Annotated in this window: 14 protein-coding genes and 1 pseudogene; 4 read left to right on the top strand and 11 right to left on the bottom strand. The window is 70.8% G+C overall.

The window, feature by feature from the left end:
• Genes RTL41_RS03070 through RTL41_RS03060 form a run of 3 tightly spaced genes read right to left on the bottom strand, consistent with a single transcriptional unit; the run spans position 1 to position 5,451 of the window.
• Positions 1–3,213 (bottom strand): error-prone DNA polymerase, encoded by a 3,213-nt coding sequence (locus RTL41_RS03070; protein ID WP_312161208.1) that lies wholly within the window; start codon positions 3,211–3,213, stop codon positions 1–3.
• Complete coding sequence (locus RTL41_RS03065) at positions 3,210–4,751, bottom strand: DUF6504 family protein (protein WP_409418296.1); 1,542 nt, start codon at positions 4,749–4,751, stop codon at positions 3,210–3,212. The genes RTL41_RS03070 and RTL41_RS03065 overlap by 4 nt, the downstream gene beginning before the upstream one ends.
• On the bottom strand, positions 4,675–5,451 hold the full coding sequence (locus RTL41_RS03060; protein ID WP_312161205.1) for a protein imuA: 777 nt from the start codon (positions 5,449–5,451) through the stop codon (positions 4,675–4,677). Before RTL41_RS03060 ends, RTL41_RS03065 begins: the two co-directional genes overlap by 77 nt.
• A gap of 130 nt (positions 5,452–5,581) precedes the next feature.
• On the opposite strand from RTL41_RS03060, the gene RTL41_RS03055 reads away from it, so the two are divergent.
• Together RTL41_RS03055 and RTL41_RS03050 are read left to right on the top strand one after the other, a co-directional pair.
• Positions 5,582–7,072 (top strand): carboxylesterase family protein, encoded by a 1,491-nt coding sequence (locus RTL41_RS03055; RefSeq protein ID WP_312161203.1) that lies wholly within the window; start codon positions 5,582–5,584, stop codon positions 7,070–7,072.
• A gap of 48 nt (positions 7,073–7,120) precedes the next feature.
• Positions 7,121–7,978, top strand: coding sequence for a Ku protein (locus tag RTL41_RS03050; RefSeq protein ID WP_312161201.1), 858 nt, complete (start codon positions 7,121–7,123; stop codon positions 7,976–7,978).
• A gap of 4 nt (positions 7,979–7,982) precedes the next feature.
• On the opposite strand, the gene RTL41_RS03045 is transcribed toward RTL41_RS03050, so the two are convergent.
• The 4 genes and pseudogenes from RTL41_RS03045 to otsB all read right to left on the bottom strand — a co-directional run bounded on the left by RTL41_RS03045 (position 7,983) and on the right by otsB (position 13,236).
• Positions 7,983–8,393 (bottom strand): RcnB family protein, encoded by a 411-nt coding sequence (locus RTL41_RS03045; RefSeq protein WP_312161199.1) that lies wholly within the window; start codon positions 8,391–8,393, stop codon positions 7,983–7,985.
• A gap of 112 nt (positions 8,394–8,505) precedes the next feature.
• Entirely contained in the window at positions 8,506–11,076 is a 2,571-nt protein-coding gene (gene ligD, locus RTL41_RS03040) for a DNA ligase D (RefSeq protein ID WP_312161196.1), read from the bottom strand.
• Between the two features lie 43 nt (positions 11,077–11,119).
• Positions 11,120–12,487: pseudogene (otsA, locus tag RTL41_RS03035) on the bottom strand (alpha,alpha-trehalose-phosphate synthase (UDP-forming)); the annotation flags it as partial.
• A complete protein-coding gene (otsB, locus tag RTL41_RS03030) occupies positions 12,484–13,236 on the bottom strand; it encodes a trehalose-phosphatase (RefSeq protein WP_312161194.1) in 753 nt (250 codons plus the stop codon). The pseudogene otsA and the gene otsB, both read right to left, overlap by 4 nt.
• Before the next feature lie 177 nt (positions 13,237–13,413).
• Here otsB and zwf point away from each other — a divergent pair, with 177 nt between their 5' ends.
• On the top strand, positions 13,414–14,883 hold the full coding sequence (gene zwf, locus RTL41_RS03025; protein WP_312161191.1) for a glucose-6-phosphate dehydrogenase: 1,470 nt from the start codon (positions 13,414–13,416) through the stop codon (positions 14,881–14,883).
• Here the strand turns inward: zwf and RTL41_RS03020 are convergent.
• Positions 14,880–15,068: a DUF5961 family protein gene (locus RTL41_RS03020; protein WP_312161190.1), complete on the bottom strand. Its 189-nt coding sequence runs from the start codon at positions 15,066–15,068 to the stop codon at positions 14,880–14,882. The genes zwf and RTL41_RS03020 overlap by 4 nt on opposite strands.
• Before the next feature lie 46 nt (positions 15,069–15,114).
• A complete protein-coding gene (locus RTL41_RS03015) occupies positions 15,115–16,911 on the bottom strand; it encodes a glycoside hydrolase family 15 protein (protein ID WP_312161188.1) in 1,797 nt (598 codons plus the stop codon).
• Between the two features lie 123 nt (positions 16,912–17,034).
• Here RTL41_RS03015 and pyk point away from each other — a divergent pair, with 123 nt between their 5' ends.
• A complete protein-coding gene (gene pyk / locus RTL41_RS03010) occupies positions 17,035–18,453 on the top strand; it encodes a pyruvate kinase (RefSeq protein WP_312161186.1) in 1,419 nt (472 codons plus the stop codon).
• A gap of 268 nt (positions 18,454–18,721) precedes the next feature.
• Here the strand turns inward: pyk and RTL41_RS03005 are convergent, their stop codons facing one another.
• Positions 18,722–19,480, bottom strand: coding sequence for a carbon-nitrogen hydrolase family protein (locus RTL41_RS03005; protein WP_312161184.1), 759 nt, complete (start codon positions 19,478–19,480; stop codon positions 18,722–18,724).
• Between the two features lie 65 nt (positions 19,481–19,545).
• The gene (locus RTL41_RS03000) at positions 19,546–21,696 is read right to left on the bottom strand and encodes an amylo-alpha-1,6-glucosidase (RefSeq protein ID WP_312161182.1); all 2,151 of its coding nucleotides are present in this window, start codon (positions 21,694–21,696) and stop codon (positions 19,546–19,548) included.
• Between the last annotated feature and the right edge of the window lie 3 nt (positions 21,697–21,699).

Raw genomic sequence — 21,699 nt, 5'->3', positions numbered from 1 at the left:
TCAGTGGAAGTCGCGGCTGCGGATCAGGCCGCCGGCGACCTTGTTGCGGATGCGCGGGGCGGGGCCGTCCTCGTCCTTCATTTCCGCCAGCCGGTGCGAGAGGTCGGTGAACCGCCGGGCGACCACGTGGACGACGTTGCTCTCGCTCTGGATCTGGCCGTGGACCACCAGGAAGGACGAGGTCATCACCAGGCGCCGGTTGGCGGTGAAGGCGTCCTGCCAGACCACGATATTGGCCACGCCGGTTTCGTCCTCCAGGGTCAGGAAGGTGACGCCCTTGGCCGTGCCCGGCCGCTGGCGCACCAGCACCAGCCCGCCGACCGTGACCAGTCGCCGGTCGCCCATCTTCATCAGCTCGCGGGCCTTCACCGCCCCCAGGCTGTCCAGGCTCTCGCGGAAGAAGCTGACCGGGTGGGCGCGCAGCGACAGGCTGGTGGTGCGGTAGTCCTCCTGCACCTCCTGGGGCAGGTTCATCAGCGGCAACTCGACCTGGTGTTCCTTGACGCCCATGGCCGCCAGCAGCGGCGCGGTCTTCAGGCTGCCGGTCTCGTCGGCCAGCCCCTTCACCGCCCAGAGCGCCTGGCGGCGGGTCAGACTAAGGGGGGCGAAGGCGTCGGCCTCGGCCAGCAGTTCCAGCGAGCGGCGGGAGAGCCCGGCCTGGACCGCGAAATCCTCCACCGAGCGCACGCCGGCCGCGCGCGCGGCGACCAGGCGATCGGCTTCGTCCTTATTGAAACCCTTCACCTGGCGCAGGCCCAGGCGCACGGCCCGCAGCCGTCCCGGCGCGGTCGCTGTTTCCAGCGTGCAGTCCCAGTCGCTGGCCAGCACGTCGGGCCCGCGCACCTCCACCCCATGCTCGCGTGCGTCGCGCACCAGTTGCGCCGGCTGATAGAACCCCATCGGCTGGCTGTTGAGCAGCGAGGCCAGGAAGGCGTCGGGCCAATGCCATTTCACCCAGGCCGAGGCGTAGACCAGCAGGGCGAAGCTGATCGCATGGCTCTCCGGAAAGCCATAGGACCCGAAGCCCTCGATCTGCTTGAAGCAGCGCTCGGCGAACGCCTCGTCATAGCCGCGCTCGACCATTCCGCCGACGAACTTCGCCTTGAAGTCCGTGACATTGCCCAGGTTCTTGAAGGTCGCCATGGACCGCCGCAGCTTGTTGGCGTCGGCGTCGCTGAAATCGGCCGCCGTGATCGCCAGGCGCATGGCCTGCTCCTGGAAGAGCGGCACGCCGAGGGTCTTTTTGAGAATGCCCTTGAGTTCATCCTTGTCGTGCGGCGCCTTGGGCGAAGGATAGTCGACCTCTTCCTTCTTCTCACGTCGACGCAGATAGGGATGGACCATGTCCCCCTGGATGGGCCCCGGCCTTACGATCGCAACCTCGATCACCAGATCGTAGAACGTCTGGGGCTTCAGGCGCGGCAGCATCGACATCTGCGCTCGGCTCTCGACCTGGAAGACGCCGATCGAGTCCGCCCGGCTGAGCATCTCGTAGACCTCAGCATCCTCCTGGGGCAGGTCAGCGACATCGGTGACCTTTTTCCCGAGCGCGCTCTCGGGGATCATATCGAAGCTCTTCTTGAGCGCCGTCAGCATCCCCAGCGCCAGCACGTCGACCTTCATCAGGCGCAGCGCGTCGATGTCGTTCTTGTCCCACTCGATGAAGGTGCGGTCCTTCATGGCGGCGTTGCCGATCGGCACGGTCTCGTCCAGCCGCCGCTTGGTCAGCACATAGCCGCCGACGTGCTGGGACAGGTGGCGCGGGAAGCGAAGCAGTTCCGTCGCCAGTTTCACCGCCCGACGAATCTCGGCGTTCTCCGGATCGAGCCCGGCCTGGACGATATAGTTGTCCGGCACCTCGTCGCCCCAGCTTCCCCAAATGGTGCCCGCCAGGGCGGCGGTGATGTCCTCGGTCAGGCCCAGCGCCTTGCCGACCTGACGGATCGCCATACGGGGGCGATAGTGAATCACCGTCGCCACGATGGCTGCGCGCTCGCGCCCATAGCGCTTGTAGACGTACTGCATCACCTCCTCGCGGCGCGCGTGCTCGAAATCGACATCGATGTCGGGAGGCTCGCGCCGCTCGTCCGAGATGAAGCGCGAAAACAGCAGTTCCTGACCGGGCTTGGTCGGGTCCACCGCGGTGACGTGCAGGCAGAAGCAGACGACGGAATTGGCCGCCGAGCCGCGTCCCTGGCAGAGAATGCCTAGCCGTCGCGCCTCCACCACGATGTCGTGCACGGTCAGGAAGTAGTTCGGATAATTCAGCTTCTTGATGAGCCTCAGCTCCATCCGGAGCAGATCCTTCACCTCTTCCGGCGCCCCGCCCGGATAGCGCGTCTTGGCGCCGTCCCAGGCCAGTTTGCTTAGGTGCTGGATCGCAGTCTTGCCGGGGGGCACCGGCTCGTCCGGATATTCGTAGTGAAGCTGGGAGAGGTCGAACTTCACGCGGTCGGCGATCTCCACCGTGCGTTCGACCGCGCCGGGGAAACGCGCGAACAGCCGCGCCATCTCGGCGGGCGACTTCAGGTGACGTTCGGCGTTGGCTTCCAGCCGCAGGCCCGCTTCGTGGATGGTGCAGGTTTCGCGGATGCAGGTGACCACGTCCTGCAGGGGCCGCCGTTCTGGACCGTGATAGAGGACGTCGTTGGTGGCGACCAGGCGCGCGCCGGAGCGCTCGGCCAAGACGGCCAGCCGGGAGAGCCGGTGCAGATCCCGAGGGCCGTAACCGCGGGTCGCCGCCAGCCAGACATCGCCGCGCAACTCGCCGGCGATCCGCTTCAGGTCCGCCTCGAACCGCTCGTCCAATCGATCCGGCGGAACCACCAGCGCAAGCTGGCCCTCAGCATGATCGAGGAAATCGTCCCAGCGGAGTTCGCACGCGCCCTTTTCCGCCCGGAGCTGGCCGACGGTCAGCAGGCGCGTCAGGCGGCCATAGGCCTCCCGGTCGGAGGGGTAGCAGAGAAGCGAAGGCGACCCGTCCGAGAAATCCAGCCGGCAACCGGTCAGGGCGCGGACCTCCGGACCTTTGTTCTCCTTGAGGAACTTGACCTGCGACCAGGCCCGCACCACCCCGGCCAGGGAATTGCGGTCGCAGATGCCGATCGCCTCGAGCCCCAGCATGGCCGCCGTGCTGACCAGTTCGTCCGGATGCGAGGCGCCGCGCAGGAACGAGAAGTTGGTGGTGGTCTGGAGTTCGGCGTAGCGGGTCATCCGAACACCCCGTGCAGCCACCAGCGGGCCGGGACGCCGTCTTCGTAGAGGCCTTCGCGGTAGACCCAGAAGCGGACGCCGTCCTGGTCCTCGACCCGGTAGTAGTCGCGGAGGTGACCGACGCTGACCGCGTCGATGTCGCCGCGCCACCATTCCTCGCCGATGCGCTCGGGACCCTCGGCGCGGGCGACGCGGTGCAGGCGCTTGCGCCACTGGAACTGGCGCGGCGGGTCGTCGGGGGTGAGGGCCATGACCAGGTCCAGCGGCTCGGGCTGGCGAAACAGGCGCAGCGGCCGCGGGGCCTCCGGGTTCCAGCCCTGCCCGGTGGAGCCCAGAGGCGCGCCGGGCCGGGCCGAGAGTTCCGGCACGTGGGTCGCCACCGGCGTGCTCTTCCAGATCCGCGTTTCGCCCAGGCGGTTGGTCAGGCGGTCGACCAGGGGAACCAGGCCATCCTCCCGCGCCGGCTCGGCCCGCGCGTCCAGGCGGATCTGGCGGCCGGAGACCGGCTCCACGGCTTCGGCCTCCAGGGTGACCACGTCGATGCCGAAACCGGGGTCGATGGCCTCCAGCTTGGGGGCGAACAGCCTGGCGATCCGGGCGGGATCGCGGGCGGCCAGGGCCAGGCCGACCTCGAGCGGCAGGGCGCGTCCGTCGACCCGGTGGAAGGCGATGCGGAAGCGGCGCGCCCCCTGGCCCTCCCGTTCCAGGCGCTCGCACAGCTTGGCGGCGACGTCGAAGGCGACCCTTTGCAGGTCCTCCAGGGCGCTGATCGGCTCGAAGAAGGCCAGGCGCGCGAACCAGGGATGGGGCGGGCGGCGATAGGTCAGGGCCTCCTCCGCCCGCCCCATGGCCTGGTCGATCCGCACCAGGGTCTGCTGGCCGAACCGCCGGGCCAGGGGCGCGCGCGGCAGGCCCAGGATCTGGAACAGCAAGCGCAGGCCCAGCCGCTCCATCTGGCCCGCGGCGGTCGGCTCCAGGCGCAGGGCGGCGGGCGGCAGATAGGCCAGCATGTCGGCCTGGCCGTTCGGCGGGGCGATGATCTCGGCCCCCTTGCCGTGGTGGGCCAGAGCCCAGGCCGCGCCGGGCGTGTCGGCGATCGCGCAGCGGACGAAGACGCCGTTGGCCGCCAGCCGCGCGCGGTAGTCGGCCATCAGCTCCGCCTCGCCGCCCCACAGATGGGCGACGCCGCTGATGTCCAGGAACAGCCCGTCCGGCGGATCCTCGGCCACGGCGTGGGAGAAGCGCACCGACCAGTCGGCCAGGGCGACCAGGGCCGCGGCGTCGGCCTCCGGCTCGCTCTCGGCGGTGACCAGGTTCGGGACCAGGGCCATGGCGTCCGTCGCCTTCTGGCCGGCGAACAGGCCCAGCGTCCGGCCGGCCTTGTCCACCGCCGCCAGCCGCCGCGCGCCCTTGACGGTCTCGATCAGGGCGAAGGGACGGGGATCGCCGCCAAACAGCGTCTCAGCTTGCGAGGCGTTGCGCCGGCGCCAGTTGGCGATCGCCCAGTTCGGCGACCAGGCGCAGAGGATGCGGGCCATGTTCGGCCTCCCAGGTGTATGCGGCCTCAGCCTCCATGAGCCAGCCGCCGGTCCGGCCGCCCCGGCAGCGCTCCAGTTCGACCCGCCAGCGCGGCGGGCCCAGCCCGAATTCCCCGGGTTCCGGCTCGCTGGCCGCGGGGGAGATCTTCCAGCGGGTGGCGGCGGCCGAGCCCGAGGCCTCCTTGCGGGCCTGGCCGCCATAGGGCCGGCGGCGGATCACGAAGCCGGTGGCCCCATGTCTTTCGCAGGCGAGTTGCAGCCGTCGTCCGGCGGTGAGGTCGACGCTCTCGACCTCGGCGAAGACCGCGGCGACGCCCTGGGTGGCCAAGGCGTCCTCGGCCGCCGCCAGGGCCTCGGTCTCGTCGCGGGCGCAGACCTGGATGAGGCGTTCGATCGGGAAGCCGAGGCCGGCCAGGCCCGGGGCGAACAGGTCGTCGCGCCGCAGGATCCAGACCGCTTCGCCCCGCCGCGCGAGCGGGGCCGCGGCCAGGGCGGCGAAGGCGGCCGGGCAGGCGCCAAGTTCCGTCTCCATCCCGGGACCGGCGAACTCGTGCCATTGGCCGAGCGGCAGGCCGCGCCCCGGCAGGCAGTCGTCCAGGGCGGCGGCGCCGAACGGCAGGGACGGGCAGTTCGCCCGCCCGCCGGCCTCGATGGCGGCGATCTTGGCCTTGAGCGCCGCCAGGCGGCCATCGGGCACCATGCTCCTCGTCTCCAAGTTCTGCTTTTGTTCTAGTTTTGGCGATGAAAGAGTCAAGCACCTCATGGTGGCGCCGAGCTTGACCTGGGGCCGCGTCCGCCGAATCCTCCTGCGCCGCTCGAGGGGGAACGCCATGCTGCGTCTGGCTGCGATCATAATGGGAAGCCTGGCGCTGGCGGGCGCCGCCCACGCCGACGCGCCCAGGGTCAAGGTCGAGAGCGGCGTGCTGGTCGGCGCGCAGACCGACCGGGCCAGGATCTTCCGCAACGTCCCCTACGCCGCCCCGCCGGTCGGCGAGCTGCGCTGGGCGCCGCCGAAAAGGCCCCTCGCCTGGAAAGGCGAGCGCGACGCCGATCAGAACGGGCCCTCCTGCCCTCAGAAGATGAACGCCGACGGCTCGCCCAACGAGGGCAGCGCCAACGGGCCGGTCAGCGAGGACTGCCTGCAGCTCAACGTCTTCGCGCCGCTCGAGGCGAAGAAGGCGCCGGTGATGGTCTGGCTGCACGGCGGCGGCCACAAGACCGGCGCGGGCTGGATCTATGACGGCCAGAACTTCGCCCGCGACGGGGTGGTGCTGGTGGCGATCAACTACCGGCTGGGCCCGCTCGGCTATTTCGCCCATCCGGCCCTGGGAAAGGACCAGGGCGGCAATTACGGCCTGATGGACCAGGTCGCGGCCCTGCAATGGGTGAAGCGCAACATCGCCGCCTTCGGGGGCGATCCGGCCAATGTCACGGTCTTCGGCGAGAGCGCCGGCGGGGCCAGCACGCTCGCCATCCTGGCCGCGCCCGGCGCCAGGGGCCTGTTCCACAAGGCCGCCGTGCAGTCGGGCGGCGGCTGGAGCCGTCCCGTCACCCTGGCTGCGAAGGAGGCCGAGGGCGCGGCCCTGGCCAGCAAGCTGGGCGCGACGGACCTGGCGCAACTGCGCGCCCTGCCGGCCCAGGCGCTCGCCGACGAGGGCGCGCAGGCCGACTACGGCCCGTTCGTCGACGGGCGCTGGCTCAAGGAGACGCCGGCCCAGGCCTTCGCCGCCGGCCGCGCGGCCGACGTGCCGCTGATCGTCGGGGCCAATTCCGGCGAGGACTCGCTGCTCGGGCGCCGCCTGCCGGACGCCGACACGATGGCCGCGGCCATTCCGGGGTCGGTGAAGGCGGCCTATCCCGACGAAGCGGCGAAGGGCGACGAGGCCCTGGTCCGCGCGGCCTTCGGCGACCGTTACATGGTCGCCCCGGCCCGCTGGCTGGCGGCGCAGGCGGCGGGCGGAAAGCCGGCCTGGCTCTATCACTTCTCCTATGTCGGTTCGCGGTTCCGGCCGCTGGGCGTGACCACCGCCGCCCACGCCGCCGAGATCCAGTACGTGTTCGAGTACTGGGGCCGCCGCACGCCCGAGAGCATGGTCGCCGCCGACGACCGGGCGATGGCCGGCCTGATGCACGGCTGCTGGGTCGCCTTCGCCAGGACCGGCGCGCCGAAGTGCGACATCGCCTGGCCGGCCTATGATCGGGCCCGCGACGAACTGGTGGAGTTCGGGGCGCAGAGCGGCCTGCGCGCCGGCTTCCGCAAACCCCAGCTCGACGCCCAGCAGGCGCTGGTCCTGCCTGGCCTGGCCCTGCCCGAGAACTGAATCGCCGGGCCCGGCGTTCTCAGACTCTGGCCGCAGGGGAGTCCGATCATGGCCGCGCGTCCCACCTGGCAGGGGTATCTGCGCCTGTCGCTCGTCAGTTGCCCCGTGGCGCTCTACACGGCGACCTCGCGCAGCGCCGACGTCTCCTTCAACATGCTGCACAAGGAGACGCACAACCGCATCCGCATGATCCCCACGGACCCGGAAACCGGGCCGGTCGACCGGGCCGACATCGTCAAGGGCTACGAGATCGAGAAGGGCCGCTACGTCGTGGTCACCGACGAGGAGATCCGGAACGTCCGGCTGGAGACGACGCGCACCATCGACATCGAGCGCTTCGTCGACGCGGCCGAGATCGACCGGCTCTACTGGAACGACCCCTATTTCCTGACCCCCGACGGCGACATGGCGGCCGAGGCCTTCGGGGTGATCCGCGAGGCGATGGAGGGGGCGGGCAAGCTGGCCCTGGCCAGGGTGGTGATGCACCAGCGCGAGCGGCTGATGGCGCTGGAGCCGCGGGACCAGGGCATCCTCGCCTACACCCTGCGCAACAACAACGAGGTGCGCGACCCGGCGGAGTTCTTCGGCCGCATCCCGGACGTCAAGGCCGACCCGAAGATGGTGGCCATCGCCGAGAAGATCATCGAGCAGCTCGAAGGCCCCTTCGACCCCAGCGAGTTCACCGACCGCTACGAGGAGGCGCTGCGCAAGCTGATCGCCGAGAAGGAGGCCAGCCATGGGGCCACGGCCCCGGCGCCCGAACCGCAGGAGGCCGAAGTCATCGACCTCATGGAAGCTCTGCGCCGCAGCCTCGGGGAGGGCGGGCCACGGCGCAAGAGCGAGCCCCGCGGCGGCGGCGGGAAGGCCGCCCCGCGCAAGACGCCCGCCCGGAAGCGGGCGTCCTGAGGGCCTACTGGAACATCCCCACGATCACCGAGGCGATGAGGCCGGTGGCCGCGGCGGTCAGCACCACGTCGTTGTCGACGCGGGTGTAGTAGTAGCCGCGCGGTGGCGGGGGCAGGCGGTAGTAGCTGTAGTTGGCGATCCGGTAGCGCTCGGCCCGGTAGGCCGGCGGCAGCCGGTCGCCGCGGTTCCAGTAGCGGTACTGGTAGCCCGGCGGGCGGTGGTAGGCGGCGGCGCGATACCTGTGCTCGGCCTTGCGCACGTTGCGATCGTACTTGCGCTCGGCCTTGTCCATGCGCCGGTCATAGTGGCGCTCGGCGTGGTCGCGGCGGTCGTCGCCGCGGTACGGCTGGGCGGAGGCGACGCCCGCGCTGGCCAGGACGGACAGGGCGACGGCGGCGGTCAGAAACTTTCTCATGAGTTCTCTCCTATCGAACTGAGAGCCATCATGAGGGGCCGCGCTTGAGCCTGACCTGAACCGTCCTGGTCGGCTCAGGTTCATCTTCACGGCGGCGCTGTGGCGCGATGTGTCAGGCCAGACGCTTGATTGCGGTCTCCAGCGGCCGTTCGCTCTGCGCGTAGTCGGCCCAGGCGCTGGTCTTGGCCAGCAGCCCCGGCGCGGTGCGGATCGTATAGCGATGCGGATCGAGGCCGGCGCGGACCTGGCTCCAGGTGAGCGGGAACGAGACCGTCGCCCCCTCGCGGGCCCGCGGCGAGAGCGGGGCCACGGCGGTGGAGAGCCGGTCGTTGCGCAGATAGTCCAGGAAGATCCGCCCCTGGCGCAGCTTCTTGGCCATGTTGGCCACGTAGCGATCGGGTTCGTCGGCGGCCATGCGCTCGCACAGCCGCCTGGCGAAGGCCTTGGCCGTCGGCCAGTCGAGGTCTCCCTTCGGCGGCGCCAGCGGCGTCACCACATGCAGGCCCTTGCCGCCGGTGGTCCTGCAGAAGGCGATCAGGCCGAGCTCCTCCAGCCGGTCGCGCACGTCCCGGGCGGCGGCGACCACGGCGTCGAAATCCACGTCCGGGCCGGGGTCGAGGTCGAAGACCAGCCGGCCCGGGGTCTCGGGCGCGTGGGGGCGGCAGTTCGAGGGGTGATATTCGGCCGCGCCGATCTGGGCCAGCGCGGCCAGCGCCTCGATGCGGTCGACCTGCAGATAGGCGGCCCCGGACACCTCGATCTCCGAGATCAGCGGCGAGGCGCCCTTGCCCGCATGCCGCTGAAAGAACTGCTCGCCGCCCAGGCCGTCGGGCATGCGGATGATCGAACAGGGCCGGTCCTCGATGTGGGGCATCATCCACGGGCCGACCGCCTCCAGATAGGTCGCCAGGTCCAGCTTGGTCACCGGTTCGGCGCTGTCGGACGAACCGGGCCAGAGAACCTTGTCGGGACTGGAGATGGTCACGCCCATCACGGTGGGGTCGCCCATGCGTTTCCTCGCCTGTGTCGGCTGGCCGGCCCTGGGCGCGGCGATGAGATCCTGGCCCGTCACTTCGCTGGCGGGCTTGTCCTCGCGCAGGCCCTTGAACGCACCTTGCCGGACATTGCCGCCGTCGGTGAAGCCGGCGAATTCGATCTCGGCCACCAGTTCGGGCCGGGCCCAGTTGACGTCGCCTTCCTTGCGCGGCGCGTCCGGGCCGGTGAACGGGTTCCGGCTGGTGGCCAGGGCTTCCAGCCGCGGCAGCAGGATGCGAACCACCTCGCCGCCCAACCCCGTGCCGACCCGCCCGGCATAGGCCAGGGCGCCGTCGCGATGGACGCCGACCAGCAGGGAGCGCAGGCGGCCCTTCTTGCCGGTCCAGCCGCCGATCACCACCTCCTCGCCGGCGCGCAGCTTGGCCTTTGTCCAGGTCTCGCTTCGCCCGGAGCGGTAGGGCGCGGCCAGCCGCTTGGAGACGACGCCCTCCAGCTCCAGCCGCTGGGCCGAGCGCCAGACCGCCTCGCCGGAGGCGTCGAAGTGCTCGACATAGCGCAGGCGAGCGTCGTTCCCGCCGAGCAGTGCCTTCAGCCTCGCCTTGCGCTCGCTCAGCGGCAGGTCGCGCAGGTCCTCGCCGCCTGCGAACAGCAGGTCGAAGGCGAAATAGACCAGCTTCTCGCTGCGCCCCTCCGACAGCGCCGCCTGCAAGGCCGAGAAGCTGGGCGCGTCGCCGTTCAAGGCCACGGCCTCGCCGTCGAGAATGCAGTCGGGCAGTTTCGCGGCGGCTTGCGCGACGCCGGCGAAGCGCTCGGTCCAGTCCAGGCCCTTGCGGGTGCGGATTGTGACGCGGCCGCCTTCGACGCGGACCTGCAGGCGGTAGCCGTCGAACTTGACCTCGTGCGCCCAGCCGCTTCCGGGGGGCGGGCGATCCACCGACCGGCAGAGCTGCGGCTCGATGAAGTCCGGCGCTGCGGCGGCCTTCACGGCGCGCTTGGGGGCGGGGGCCTTCTCGGCCTTGTCGCGGTCGCGGGGCTTGGACTGCCAGACGCCGTCCGCCTTGCCCTTGGCGGTGGTGATGAACGGGGTCGGCGCCTTGCCCTTGCCGGCGGCGATGTCGGCCATGGTCCGGCCCGAGGCCACGGAGGCGTTGTTCTCCTTCAGCAGGGCGTCGTCGTCGCCCTCGCGGGCGAACTGGTCGCGGTGCTTGATCAGCAGCCAGTTGTTCCGCTCGCCGCCGTTGCGGTCGCGCTTCATCCGCACCAGGACGAAGCCGCCGTGCAGGCGTTCGCCCTCCAGCACGATCTTCAGGTCGCCCTTCTCCAGGCCCTTGTGCGGATCGGTCCCGGGCTCGGGCGCCCAGTAGCCGCGGTCCCACAGCATGACGCTGCCGCCGCCGTACTGGTCCTTGGGAATCGTGCCCTCGAAGTCGCCATAGTCGAGGGGATGGTCCTCGACCTCGACGGCCAGCCTACGTTCGTGGGGGTCTAGGGAGGGGCCCTTCGTCACCGCCCAGGATTTGAAGACCCCGTCCAGTTCCAGGCGGAAGTCGTAGTGCAGCCGCGTCGCCGCGTGCTTCTGGATCACGTAGCGCAGGTGCGTCGCCGGCTTGACCGTCTCCCGGCCGCTGGGCTCGGCCGTCCGGGAGAAGTCCCGCATGGACTGATAGCGGGCGAGCTTGTTCGCCATAGAACGGTCCCTCGGCGCTGCGTGCGCGGTCCGGTCCCCGCGTGGCGGCGAGCGCGTGCACGAAGGCGTCGCGCCAGGCGGTGACGTCCTCGCGCTGGACGTTGTCGAAGAGAGCGCGCCAGCGCTCGATTCGCTCCATCAGGTCCATGGACAGCGCCTGGTGCAAAGCCTCGGCGATGTCCTCGGGGCTGTTGGGATTGACGATCAGGGCGCTCTTGAGCTGGTTGGCCGCGCCGGCGAACCGCGACAGCACCAGCACGCCGGGATCGGCCGGGTCCTGGGCGGCGACGAATTCCTTGGCCACCAGGTTCATGCCGTCGCGCAAGGGGGTGACCAGGGCGACCTTGGCGGCCCGGTAGATGCCGGCCAGCTCGTCGCGCCGGTAGTTGCGGTTCACGTAGCGGACCGGGTTCCAGTCGATGTCGGCATACTCGCCGTTGATGCGGCCCGACAGGGCGTCCAGCCGGGCGCGGATCTCGCGATAGGCCTCGACCCCTTCGCGGCTGATCGGCGCGATCTGCAGGAACAGCACTTCGCGGCGCAGGTCGGGATGGGTGGCCAGCAGCCGCTCGAAGCCGAGGAAGCGCTCCTCCACGCCCTTGGAATAGTCGAGGCGGTCCACCCCGATGACCATCTTCCGGAACGCGGTGTGGGCGGTCATCACGTCATAGGTGCGCCGCGCCGTGGCGCTCTGGGTCAGTTCGGCGAAGTCGCCGGCGTCGATGCCGATCGGAAAGGCGTCCACCGCCACCGCGCGGCCGAAGGCCCGCAACTGGCCTTCCCCCGTCAGCACGCCGCGCGCCTCGTTGAGCACGTACTCCTCGAAGGCCTGGCGGTATTCCGGCGTCTGGAAGCCTACGAGGTCATAGGCGAACAGCGCCTCCACCAACTGGCGATGGCGCGGCAGGGTGGTCAGCAACTGGTGCGCCGGCCAGGGGATGTGCAGGAAGAAGCCGATCCGGTTCTTCACCCCCAGCTCGCGCAGTTCCCGGGCCAGCGGGATCAGGTGGTAGTCGTGCACCCAGATCAGGTCGTCCGGCTCGATCAGCGGGGCCAGGGTCTCGGCGAAGCGCCGGTTGACCCGCTGATAGCCCTCGTCGAACGAGCGGTCGTAGGCGGTCAGGTCCTGGCGGTAATGGAACAGCGGCCACAGCGTCTTGTTGGCGTAGCCGTTGTAGTACTCGTGGAGGTCGGTCTCCTCGAGGTCGACGGTGGCGACCGTCACCCCCTCGACCCGCTGCAGGTTGAGCTGGCCGGTGAACTCCGGGGTGGTCTTGCCGCTCCAGCCGAACCAGAGGCCGGAATACTCGCGCAGCGCCGCGGCCAGGGCCATGGCCAGGCCGCCGACCGTCTCCTCGCCCTTGCCGGCGGGCGGGGTCACGCGATTGGAGACGACGATCAGGCGGCTCATTGCGCGGCCTCCAGCCAGGAGAGCGCGTCCTCGACGCCGTCCATGCGGTAGATGGCGGTGGTGCGCCGCTGCGGGCCGACCAGGACGCCGTAGCCGCCGAGCTGCCGCACGGCGAAGAAGCCGTGCTCGTCGGTGAGGTCGTCGCCCAGGAAGATCGGCTGCGCGCCCCTGAACGGCGCTTCGGTCATGAAGGCGCGGATGGCGTCGCCCTTGCTGGCGCCGGGGGTGCGAAGCTCGACGACCATGTCGCCGGGCTGCAGGGTCAGGCCGGTGACCGTGGCCAGCCGCTCGGCCAGGTCGATCGCCTCCTGCGCGCGGTCGGGCGCCTGCCGGTAGTGCAGGGTCAGGCTCAGGGACTTGTCCTCGATCAGCAGGCGCGGGTCGCCGGCGGCGAAGTCGCTCAAGGTCGCACGGGCCGAGGCCAGGCCCGGGTGCGGCGGCGCCTCGCCGACCACGCCGCGGGCGTCGCGGCGCACCAGGCCGTGGATCGCCGCCACGCAGCCGACCCGGCGCTCCAGGATGCGGTCGATGTCGTCCAGCGAGCGGCCGCTGACGACGGCCAGCCGTCCATGCATCCGCACGGCGAGCTGGCTCAGCAGGTCGTTGCGGCGGCGATCGGGAACCACGTCCTCGGGGCGCTCGGCGATCGGCGCCAGGGTTCCGTCCAGGTCCAGGAACAGGGCCGCGCCCTCCAGCGCCAGCCGCGTCGGGGGTCGATCCAATCCAATGCTCAGTTCGTCGATACTCATGCGCGCCTTCGCCCCACCGCCGAACGACAACGCCCCACCGGGCTGTTCGATCCGGCGCCGAAGCCGTCGAAAATCCGCCCCTCGGCGGGCGGACGCCTGTCAGAAGGACTTGACGTCGCACGTGCGAACACCGCTATGCGCACACGAAGACGTTTACTCGCGAAAAGGTGACATCTGATGGCGGAGCAGCCCCTCGCCGACGTGATCGTGCTCTTCGGCGGAACGGGCGATCTCGCCCAGAAAATGCTCTTCCCGTCCCTCTACAATCTCGACGCCGACGGCTTCCTGGCCGAGGGTTTCGGGATCATCGCCACCGCCCGCGCCGAGATGTCCCGCGAGGCCTTCGTCGACCAGATCCGCGAGGCGGTCGCCGCCCGCGTCGGCGGCGGCGGGCTGGAGCCCACGGTCTGGGCGCGCTTCGAGAAGCGGCTGCAGTATGTGGGCGCCGATGCGACCACGCCGGCCGGCGCCGCCGAGCTGAAGGCCGCCATCGGCGAGGCCAGGACCCCGATCTACTACCTGGCCCTGTCGCCCAGCATCTATGGCCGCGTCTGCGCGGCCCTGGCCGGCGCGGGCCTGGCCGGGCCCGGCACCCGCATCGTGCTGGAGAAGCCGATCGGCCGCGACCTCGAAAGCTCCAAGGTGATCAACGGCGCGGTGGCCGAGGTCTTCCCCGAGGACAGCATCTTCCGTATCGACCACTACCTGGGCAAGGAGACGGTCCAGAACCTGCTGGCCCTGCGCTTCGCCAACACCCTGTTCGAGCCGCTCTGGAACAACCTGACCATCGACCACGTGCAGATCACCGTGGCCGAGACCGAGGGCGTCGGCGACCGCTGGCCGTACTACGACGAGTACGGCGCGCTGCGCGACATGGTGCAGAACCACATGCTCCAGTTGCTCTGCCTGGTGGCCATGGAGCCGCCGTCGGACATGGAGCCGGACAGCGTCCGCAACGAGAAGGTCAAGGTGCTGCGCTCGCTGCGCCCGGTGACCCGCGCCGAGGTGCAGACGGTCAGCGTCCGCGGCCAGTACACGCCCGGCGTCGTCGCCGGCCAGGCCACCTCGGGCTACGAGGCCGAGCGCGGCCAGCCGACCGGAACCGAGACCTTCGTCGCCCTGCGCGCCGACATCGACAACTGGCGCTGGGCCGGCGTGCCGTTCTTCCTGCGCACCGGCAAGCGGCTGCCCGAGCGGCGCACCCAGATCGCCATCCAGTTCAAGCCGGTGCCGCACTCGATCTTCGAGGGCGCGGCCAAGGCCGACCTGGCCGCCAACCGGCTGGTCATCGACCTGCAGCCGGACGAGGACATCGAGCTGCTGCTGATGAACAAGGCGCCGGGCCTGTCGGAGCGCGGCATGCGCCTGCAGTCGCTGCCGCTGTCGCTGTCGCTGGCCAAGGCCTATTCGGGACCGAACTCGCGCCGCCGCATCGCCTATGAGCGGCTGATCCTCGACGTCATCCAGAACAACAGCACGCTGTTCGTCCGCCGCGACGAGGTCGAGCGCGCCTGGGAGTGGATCGACGGCGTCGCCGACGCCTGGCGCGAATCCTCGATGGCGCCCAAGCCCTACGCGGCCGGTAGCTGGGGCCCGGCCGGCGCCTTCGCCCTGATCGAGCGTTCGGGCCGCGCCTGGTACGACTAGGCGATGTCGACGTGGAAGCGGCGGCGCTCGCCGCTTTCGCAATCGGTCAGCTCGACCTCGCCTTCATGGACCAGGTCGGCGAACTCCAGCGCCGCGTCCTCGAAGCTGGCGCCGATGATCTCGTAGGTCGCGCCGCCCGCGGCGCGGGCCTCGAAGCGGTGCAGGGTTTCTGTGGCGTGAAACATGGGGCCGCCCTTTTCAGCGTCGCCCCATGATCATCGGCTGATTCGGCTAGCGGACGGACGCCCAGGGCCGCGACAACATCGTCGCACAGTTGATCAGCCCGACCAGGGAGTAGGTCTGCGGGTAGTTGCCCCATAGCTCGGCGCCGTCGAAGGCGATGTCCTCCGACAGCAGGCCGGCCGCCGTGCGCCGTTGCAGCATCTCCTCGAACAGTTGCCGGGCCTCCTCGGCGCGGCCGGAGAGATGCAGCGCCTCGATGAGCCAGAAGGTGCAGAAGTTGAACGCCGTCTTCGGCTCGCCGAAGTCGTCGGGGATGGCGTAGCGCAGCATGTAGGGGCCGCGGCGCAGGCCCTTCTCGACCGCGGCGATGGTGGCGGCCATGCGGGGATCTTCGGGGCTGACGAAGCGCACGTCGACCAGTTGCAGCAGGCTGGCGTCCAGCTCGTCGCCCTCGAAGGTGGCGGCGAAGCGGCCGAGCTTGGCGTTCCAGGCGCGGGACTCCAGGGTGGCGCGGACTTGGGCGGCGCGGGCGTTCCAGTAGTCGGCGCGGTCGGCCAGGCCGAGCTTGGCCGCGGCGTTGCCCAGCCGGTCGCAGGCGGCCCAGCACATCACCGCCGAATAGGTGTGGATGCTCTCGCGGCCGCGGAATTCCCAGAGGCTGGCGTCGGGCTTGTCGTGCATCTCGAACGCCCGCTCGCCGACCGGTTCGAGCGCGTGGAAGTCGTCGACCGTGGCCGGGCGCAGCAGCCGCTCGTCGAAGAACGCCTGGACGGTCGACAGGATGATCTGGCCGTAGACGTCGTGCTGCAGGTGCTCGTGCGCCTGGTTGCCGATCCGCACCGGGCCCATGCCGCGATAGCCGGGCAGGTGCTCGGCGAAGTGCTCGGTCAGCGAGGGCTCCATGCCCACGCCGTAGAGGGGCTGGACGTGGCCGCCGCGGGTGTGGTCGACCAGGTTGCGCAGGTAGCCGAGATAGTTCTCCAGCATGTCCGTCGCGCCCAGCCGGTTCAGGGCCTGGACCACGTAGTAGGCGTCGCGCAGCCAGCAGTAGCGGTAGTCCCAGTTGCGGCCGCTCTCGGCGTGCTCGGGGATCGAGGTGGTCAGGGCCGCGACGATGGCGCCGGTCTCCTCGTGGGCGCAGAGCTTGAGGGTGATGGCCGCGCGGATCACCGCCTCCTGCCACTCCAGCGGCACGGCCAGGGTGCGCACCCAGCCGCGCCAGTAGGCGGTGGTTTCGCTCAGCATCCGCTCGCAGGTCGCGGCGATGTCGGCGTCGAAGCCTTCGTCGGGGCCGAGGAACATGGTCACCGGCTTTTCCAGGCGGAACAGGCGTTCGGCGGCGATGTGGGAGACGGGGGCGTCGGTGGTCAGGCGCAGGGTGGTGGCGCCGCCGACGAAGCGGATGTGGTTGGAGCCGGTGGTGCGATCGGCGGGGCGCTCGCCCCAATTGACCATGGGCCTGGCGCGGATCCTGATCTTGGGCGTGCCGACCAGCGGACGCACCAGGCGGATAACGGCAAGGGGGCGGAATATCCTGCCGAACTGCCGATAGCGCGGGCAGAAGTCGATGACCTGCGCCACCGCCCCGTCGGCGTCGGTGATCTGGGTCGAGAGGATCGGGGTGTTGCGCAGATAGCCCTGGACCACCTGCGCCTGGTTCTCGACCTCGATGTCCCAAAACCCATGCGCGTCAGGGTTCGTGGCCGGATCCTCGCCCAGCAGGGCGCAGAACATCGGGTCGCCGTCGACCCGCGGGGCGCAGGCCCACACCAGGCGCCCGGCCCGGTCGATGAGGCCGCTGGCCGCGCAATTGCCGATCGGGAAGAGGTCGAGTGTCTGGGTCATTCGTCAGGAATTCGCGAGGGGCTTCCAGGTTCGTGCCCATTCGGCCTCCAGCGCAAGGAAAGACTCCCCTCGCCGCCGGCTTGGGCCATAGTGCGCCCTCGCCGCTCAACAGATGGAGGCCCGATGATCCGCGCCCGCCGCGCCCGCATTGTCGCGACCCTCGGCCCCGCCAGCCGCGAGGCCGGCAAGGTCGTCCAACTGGCGATCGCCGGCGCCGACGTGTTCCGGGTGAACTTCAGCCACGGCGGCCATGAGGACCACGCCCGGACCATCGCCAACGTCCGCGCCGCCGAAGCGGCCGTCGGCCGGCCGCTGGCGGTGCTGGCCGACCTGCAGGGCCCGAAGATCCGGCTGGGCGAGTTCGCCGACCGCGCGGTGCGGCTGAAGGTCGGCCAGAGCTTCCGGCTCGACGTCTCGGACGAGCCGGGCGACGCCAGCCGGGTCGGGGTGCCGCTGGCCGAGGTGTTCAGCGTGCTGCGCCCGGGTTCGGACATCCTGCTGGACGACGGCAAGGTGCGGCTGCGGGTGCGCAGCAACGGCCCGGGCTTCGCCGAGACCGAGGTGCTGTCGGGCGACGCGCTCTCCAACCACAAGGGCCTGAACCTGCCGGGCCACGCCATCCCGATCCCGGCCCTGACCGCCAAGGACCGCGAGGACCTGGCCTTCGCGCTCCAGCAGAACGTCGACTGGGTGGCGCTCAGCTTCGTGCAGCGCGCCTCGGACATGGCCGAGCTGCGCCAGATCGTCCAGGGCCGCGCCGCGGTGCTGGCCAAGATCGAAAAGCCCGCCGCCATCGAGGCGCTGGACGAGATCCTCGACCTCTGCGACGGGGTGATGGTGGCGCGCGGCGACCTGGGGGTCGAGCTCAATCCCGAGGACGTGCCGGTGGTCCAGAAGGCGCTGGTCCGCGCGGCCCGCACCCGCGGCATCCCGGTGATCGTCGCCACCCAGATGCTGGAATCGATGATCCACGCGCCGACCCCGACCCGGGCCGAGGCCTCCGACGTGGCCGGCGCGGTCTATGAGGGGGCCGACGCGGTGATGCTCTCGGCCGAGACCGCGGCCGGCGAATACCCCGTCGAGGCGGTGACGATCATGAACCGCATCCTGACCCGGGTGGAGCAGGACCCGCGCTGGCCCGAGCTGATGCGCGCGGAATACCCGGTCGAGGACGCCGACGCCGACGCCCTGGTCGCCGCCGCCAGCCGCGCGGCCGAGACCGCCTCGACCGCCTGCATCGCCGCCTTCACCACCACCGGCCGCACCGCCCTGCGCCTGGCGCGCGAGCGTCCGCTGCAGCCGACCCTGGCCCTGACGCCGGACCTGAAGGCCGCGCGCCGCCTGGCCCTGGTCTGGGGCGTGGAGCCGCGGGTCGTGCCGCAGCTCAGCGACCCGGAGGAACTGGCGCGCGTCGCCGTCGACGAAGCGATGAGCATCGGCCTGGCCCAGCCCAACCAGCGGGTGATCATCCTGGCCGGCCTGCCGATGGGCTCGCCCGGCGCGGCCAACATCCTGCGCATCGCCCACGCCCCGCGGCGCTGATCCTCGCCTGCTTTGCTTCTTGGGGAGGGTGGATCGCATGTGGCGCTATCTTAGGATCGTCATCCCCGGCCGCGTAGGCGTGCCGGGGATCCATACGCGCCTGGGATTGCGGGCGGACCTCGGCGTCTATGGATGGCCGGGACCTGCCGGCCCGGCCATGACGAATGGGGAGAAGGAAGCCATCTCTTTTCCTCCCCCGCTGCGCAGGGGAGGAAAGGGCTGCGGAATCCAGATGCTCCCCGCTGGGGGAGCTTCGGCGGAAGGCGCCCTAGGCAGGCCCGGGCGCCGGCAGGTCGAAGACGAGCAGGCCGGGGGCGTCGAGCGGCGCCTGCGCCGCCACCTCGCCCGCCGGGTTGAGGACGGCCGTCGGCCCCCAGGCGACGCAGCCGTCGCGCGCGCCGGTCACGTCCGCCGACATCAGCCAGAGGCCGGTCTCGCGGCAGCGCTCGCCGCGCACCGCATTGTGCCTGTCCTTCCATTCGGACGCGGCCGGCCTGGGAAGCATGTTGTTGGCCGGGCAGAGCAGCAGCGAGGCCCCCTGGCGCGCCACGCTCATGGCGGCGTCGGCGAAGTTGGTGTCGAAGCAGATGTTCACCCCGAACCGCAGACCGTCGACATCGAAGGTGTGGACGTCGCCGCCAGGTCGAAAGCAGCGCTCCCGCGCCAGCAGATGTCTCTTGCGATAGCGCCCGACCAGGGCGCGGTCGTGCAAGACGACGGCGGTGTTGTAGAGGTCGTCCCCCTGGGCCTCGATAAGGCCGGCGACGATCATCGGGGCGTCCTTCGGGAGCTGCGCCAGCAGCGCGGCGAACTGCGGCGAGGACAGATCGAGCGCCTGGCGCCGGGCGGCCCGTTCCTCCGTCAGATAGCCCTGCAGGAAGCCCTCGGGGAAGCACAGCAGCCGGGCGCCCGCGGCCCGCGCTTCGCCGGCGACCTTGGCCAGCCAGGCGAGCGCCCCGGCCACGTCCTCGCGGAACTCGGGCGTCTGGGCGGCTGCGATCCGAACGGTCCGGCCTGAGTCGGTCATCACATCAGGTTAGGCCGTCGGGACGGTTTGGCCATCCGAGCCGGTGCTCGGGGGCGGCGGGCCGCCTAACGCACGCGCACCGGAATGCCGGTGTGGCTGCGGCCCTGGACGTCGATGCGGCGGCCGGTGCGTTCGAACAGCAGGTCGACCTTGTCCTCGCCGATGCGCAGGCCGTCGATCTCGATGCGGTCGATGCCGATCGGCAGGCGCGGCTCGGCGACCCGGACCTCGCGGTTCCAGCCGTCGATCGAGACCCCCAGCACCGCCTGCAGCGCCATGAACACCGACCCCGCCGCCCAGGCCTGGGGCAGGCAGGCGACCGGATAGGCGACGGGCGGCTCGCCGGCCATGCGGGGGAAGCCGCAGAACAGTTCGGGCAGCCGCATCTCGAAGGTGTTGGCGGTCTCAAACAGGCCCGAGGTCAGGCTGACCACCCCCTCGCGCTCGCCGTAATTGGCCAGGCCCATGGCGCACATGGCGGTGTCGTGCGGCCAGACCGAGCCGTTGTGATAGCTCATCGGGTTGAAGCGCGGCTCGCCGGTGGCCAGGGTCCGCACGCCCCAGCCGCTGTCGAAGTCGGCCGACATCAGCCGCTGCGCCACCTTGCAGCCGCGGGCCGGGCTGGGCAGGCCCGAGAACAGCAGGTGGCCCGGATTGCTGGTCAGCACCCGGCAGAGGTCGCCCTTGCCGTCGATGGCGATGCCGTAGAACTGATGGTCGTCCATCCAGAACCGGCGCTCGACGGCCTCGCGGATCTGTTCGGCGCGGGCGGCCCAGCGGGCGGCGTGGTCCTGGTCGCCGCGATGATGCGCCAGCTTGGCCATGGCCCGGTAGGCGGCGAAGGCGTAGCCCTGCACCTCGACCAGGGCGATGGGGCCGTCGGGGAAGCGGCCGTCGGCGTGGAAGACGCTGTCCTCGCTGTCCTTCCAGCCCTGGTTGGCGAGGCCGGAATCCTGGCCGCGCTTGTAGTCGATCAGGCCGTCGCCGTCGGCGTCGCCGAACTGCTCGATCCAGCGGATGGCGCCGGTGAGGGCCGGCCACAGGTCGTCGATCAGCGCCAGGTCGCCGGTCCGCTCGGCATAGGCGCCGGCCAGGGCGACGAACAGCGGCGTGGTGTCGACCCCGCCGTAGTAGCGGGCGAAGGGCACCTCGCCCAAGGCCGGCATCTCGCCCTTGCGGGTCTCGTGCATGATCTTGCCGGGGGCGGAGTCGCGGAAGGCCGACACCTCCTCGGCCTGGTGCGCGGCCAGGTAGGTCAGCACCCCGCGCGCCAGGGACGGGTCGAACCAGAGGATCTGCCAGGCGGTGATCACCGCGTCGCGCCCGAAGGCGGTGGAGAACCAGGGAATGCCCGCATAGGGATAGGGGCCGGTCTCCATGCGGGTGGTCAGCAGGGCCAGGTCGGCGCGCGACTTCTCCAGCCACTCGTTGAACAGCCGGCCCGAGCTCTTGATCCGCGCGCCGTGGCGGCGGCGGGCCCGCATGTCCCAGCGGGCGCGGGCGGCGGCGTAGCGGAAGCGATGGCGGTCGGGCGTTGGGGCGCTGGAGGCGCCGATCTCCATGTAGAGCTCCAGCCGGCCCTCGGGCTGGAGGGAGTACATGTAGTCGGCGCGCTGGCCGTTGATGCGGGCCGGCGGGTCGGAGAACGAGATCAGGCTGGTGCGTTCGACCTTGTCGAGGCCGTCATAGCGGAAGCGCACGCTGCGGCCGTCGGTGGTCGGCGGGTGCAGGCGGCCGCGGCGCTCGCGGTGCAGGCCGCGGACCTCGAACATGTCGCGGAAGTCGGCGCCGAACTCGATCGACAGCGGGATCAGCACCACGTCGCGGCTGTAGTTGACGCAGCAGATGCGCTCGTAGAGCCGCTCCTCCCAGAGGAACCGCTTGCGCTCGACGTGCAGCACGCCGGGCGGGCCGACCGGGCCGCCGGGATAGGGCAGGGCCTGGTTGGCGCCGTGCGAGGTGAAGAAGACGTTGTCCTGGGCGATCGCCGCCGACAGCAGCGAGGGCGGGCGTCCGCCCAGCAGCAGGCGGAAGTGCGAGAGGATGCGGGTGTCGTTGTGGAACAGCCCGTCGCCCGCGCCCTGGATGTCGCCGAAGGCGTCGGCGACCACGAAGGTGTCCTTGTCCTTCAGCGCGAACAGCCGATGCGGAACCCGCGGTTCGCCGGTGTCGCCGGTTTCGATCGCCGCATCGGGGGCCGGCGCGAGATCGTCCATGAG

The sequence above is a fragment of the Phenylobacterium sp. genome (assembly GCF_031984885.1).
In the GTDB taxonomy this organism is placed as follows: Bacteria; Pseudomonadota; Alphaproteobacteria; order Caulobacterales; family Caulobacteraceae; genus Phenylobacterium.
The sequence above is the reverse complement of the archived record's forward strand: the minus strand, read 5'-3'. Positions and strand labels throughout refer to the sequence as shown.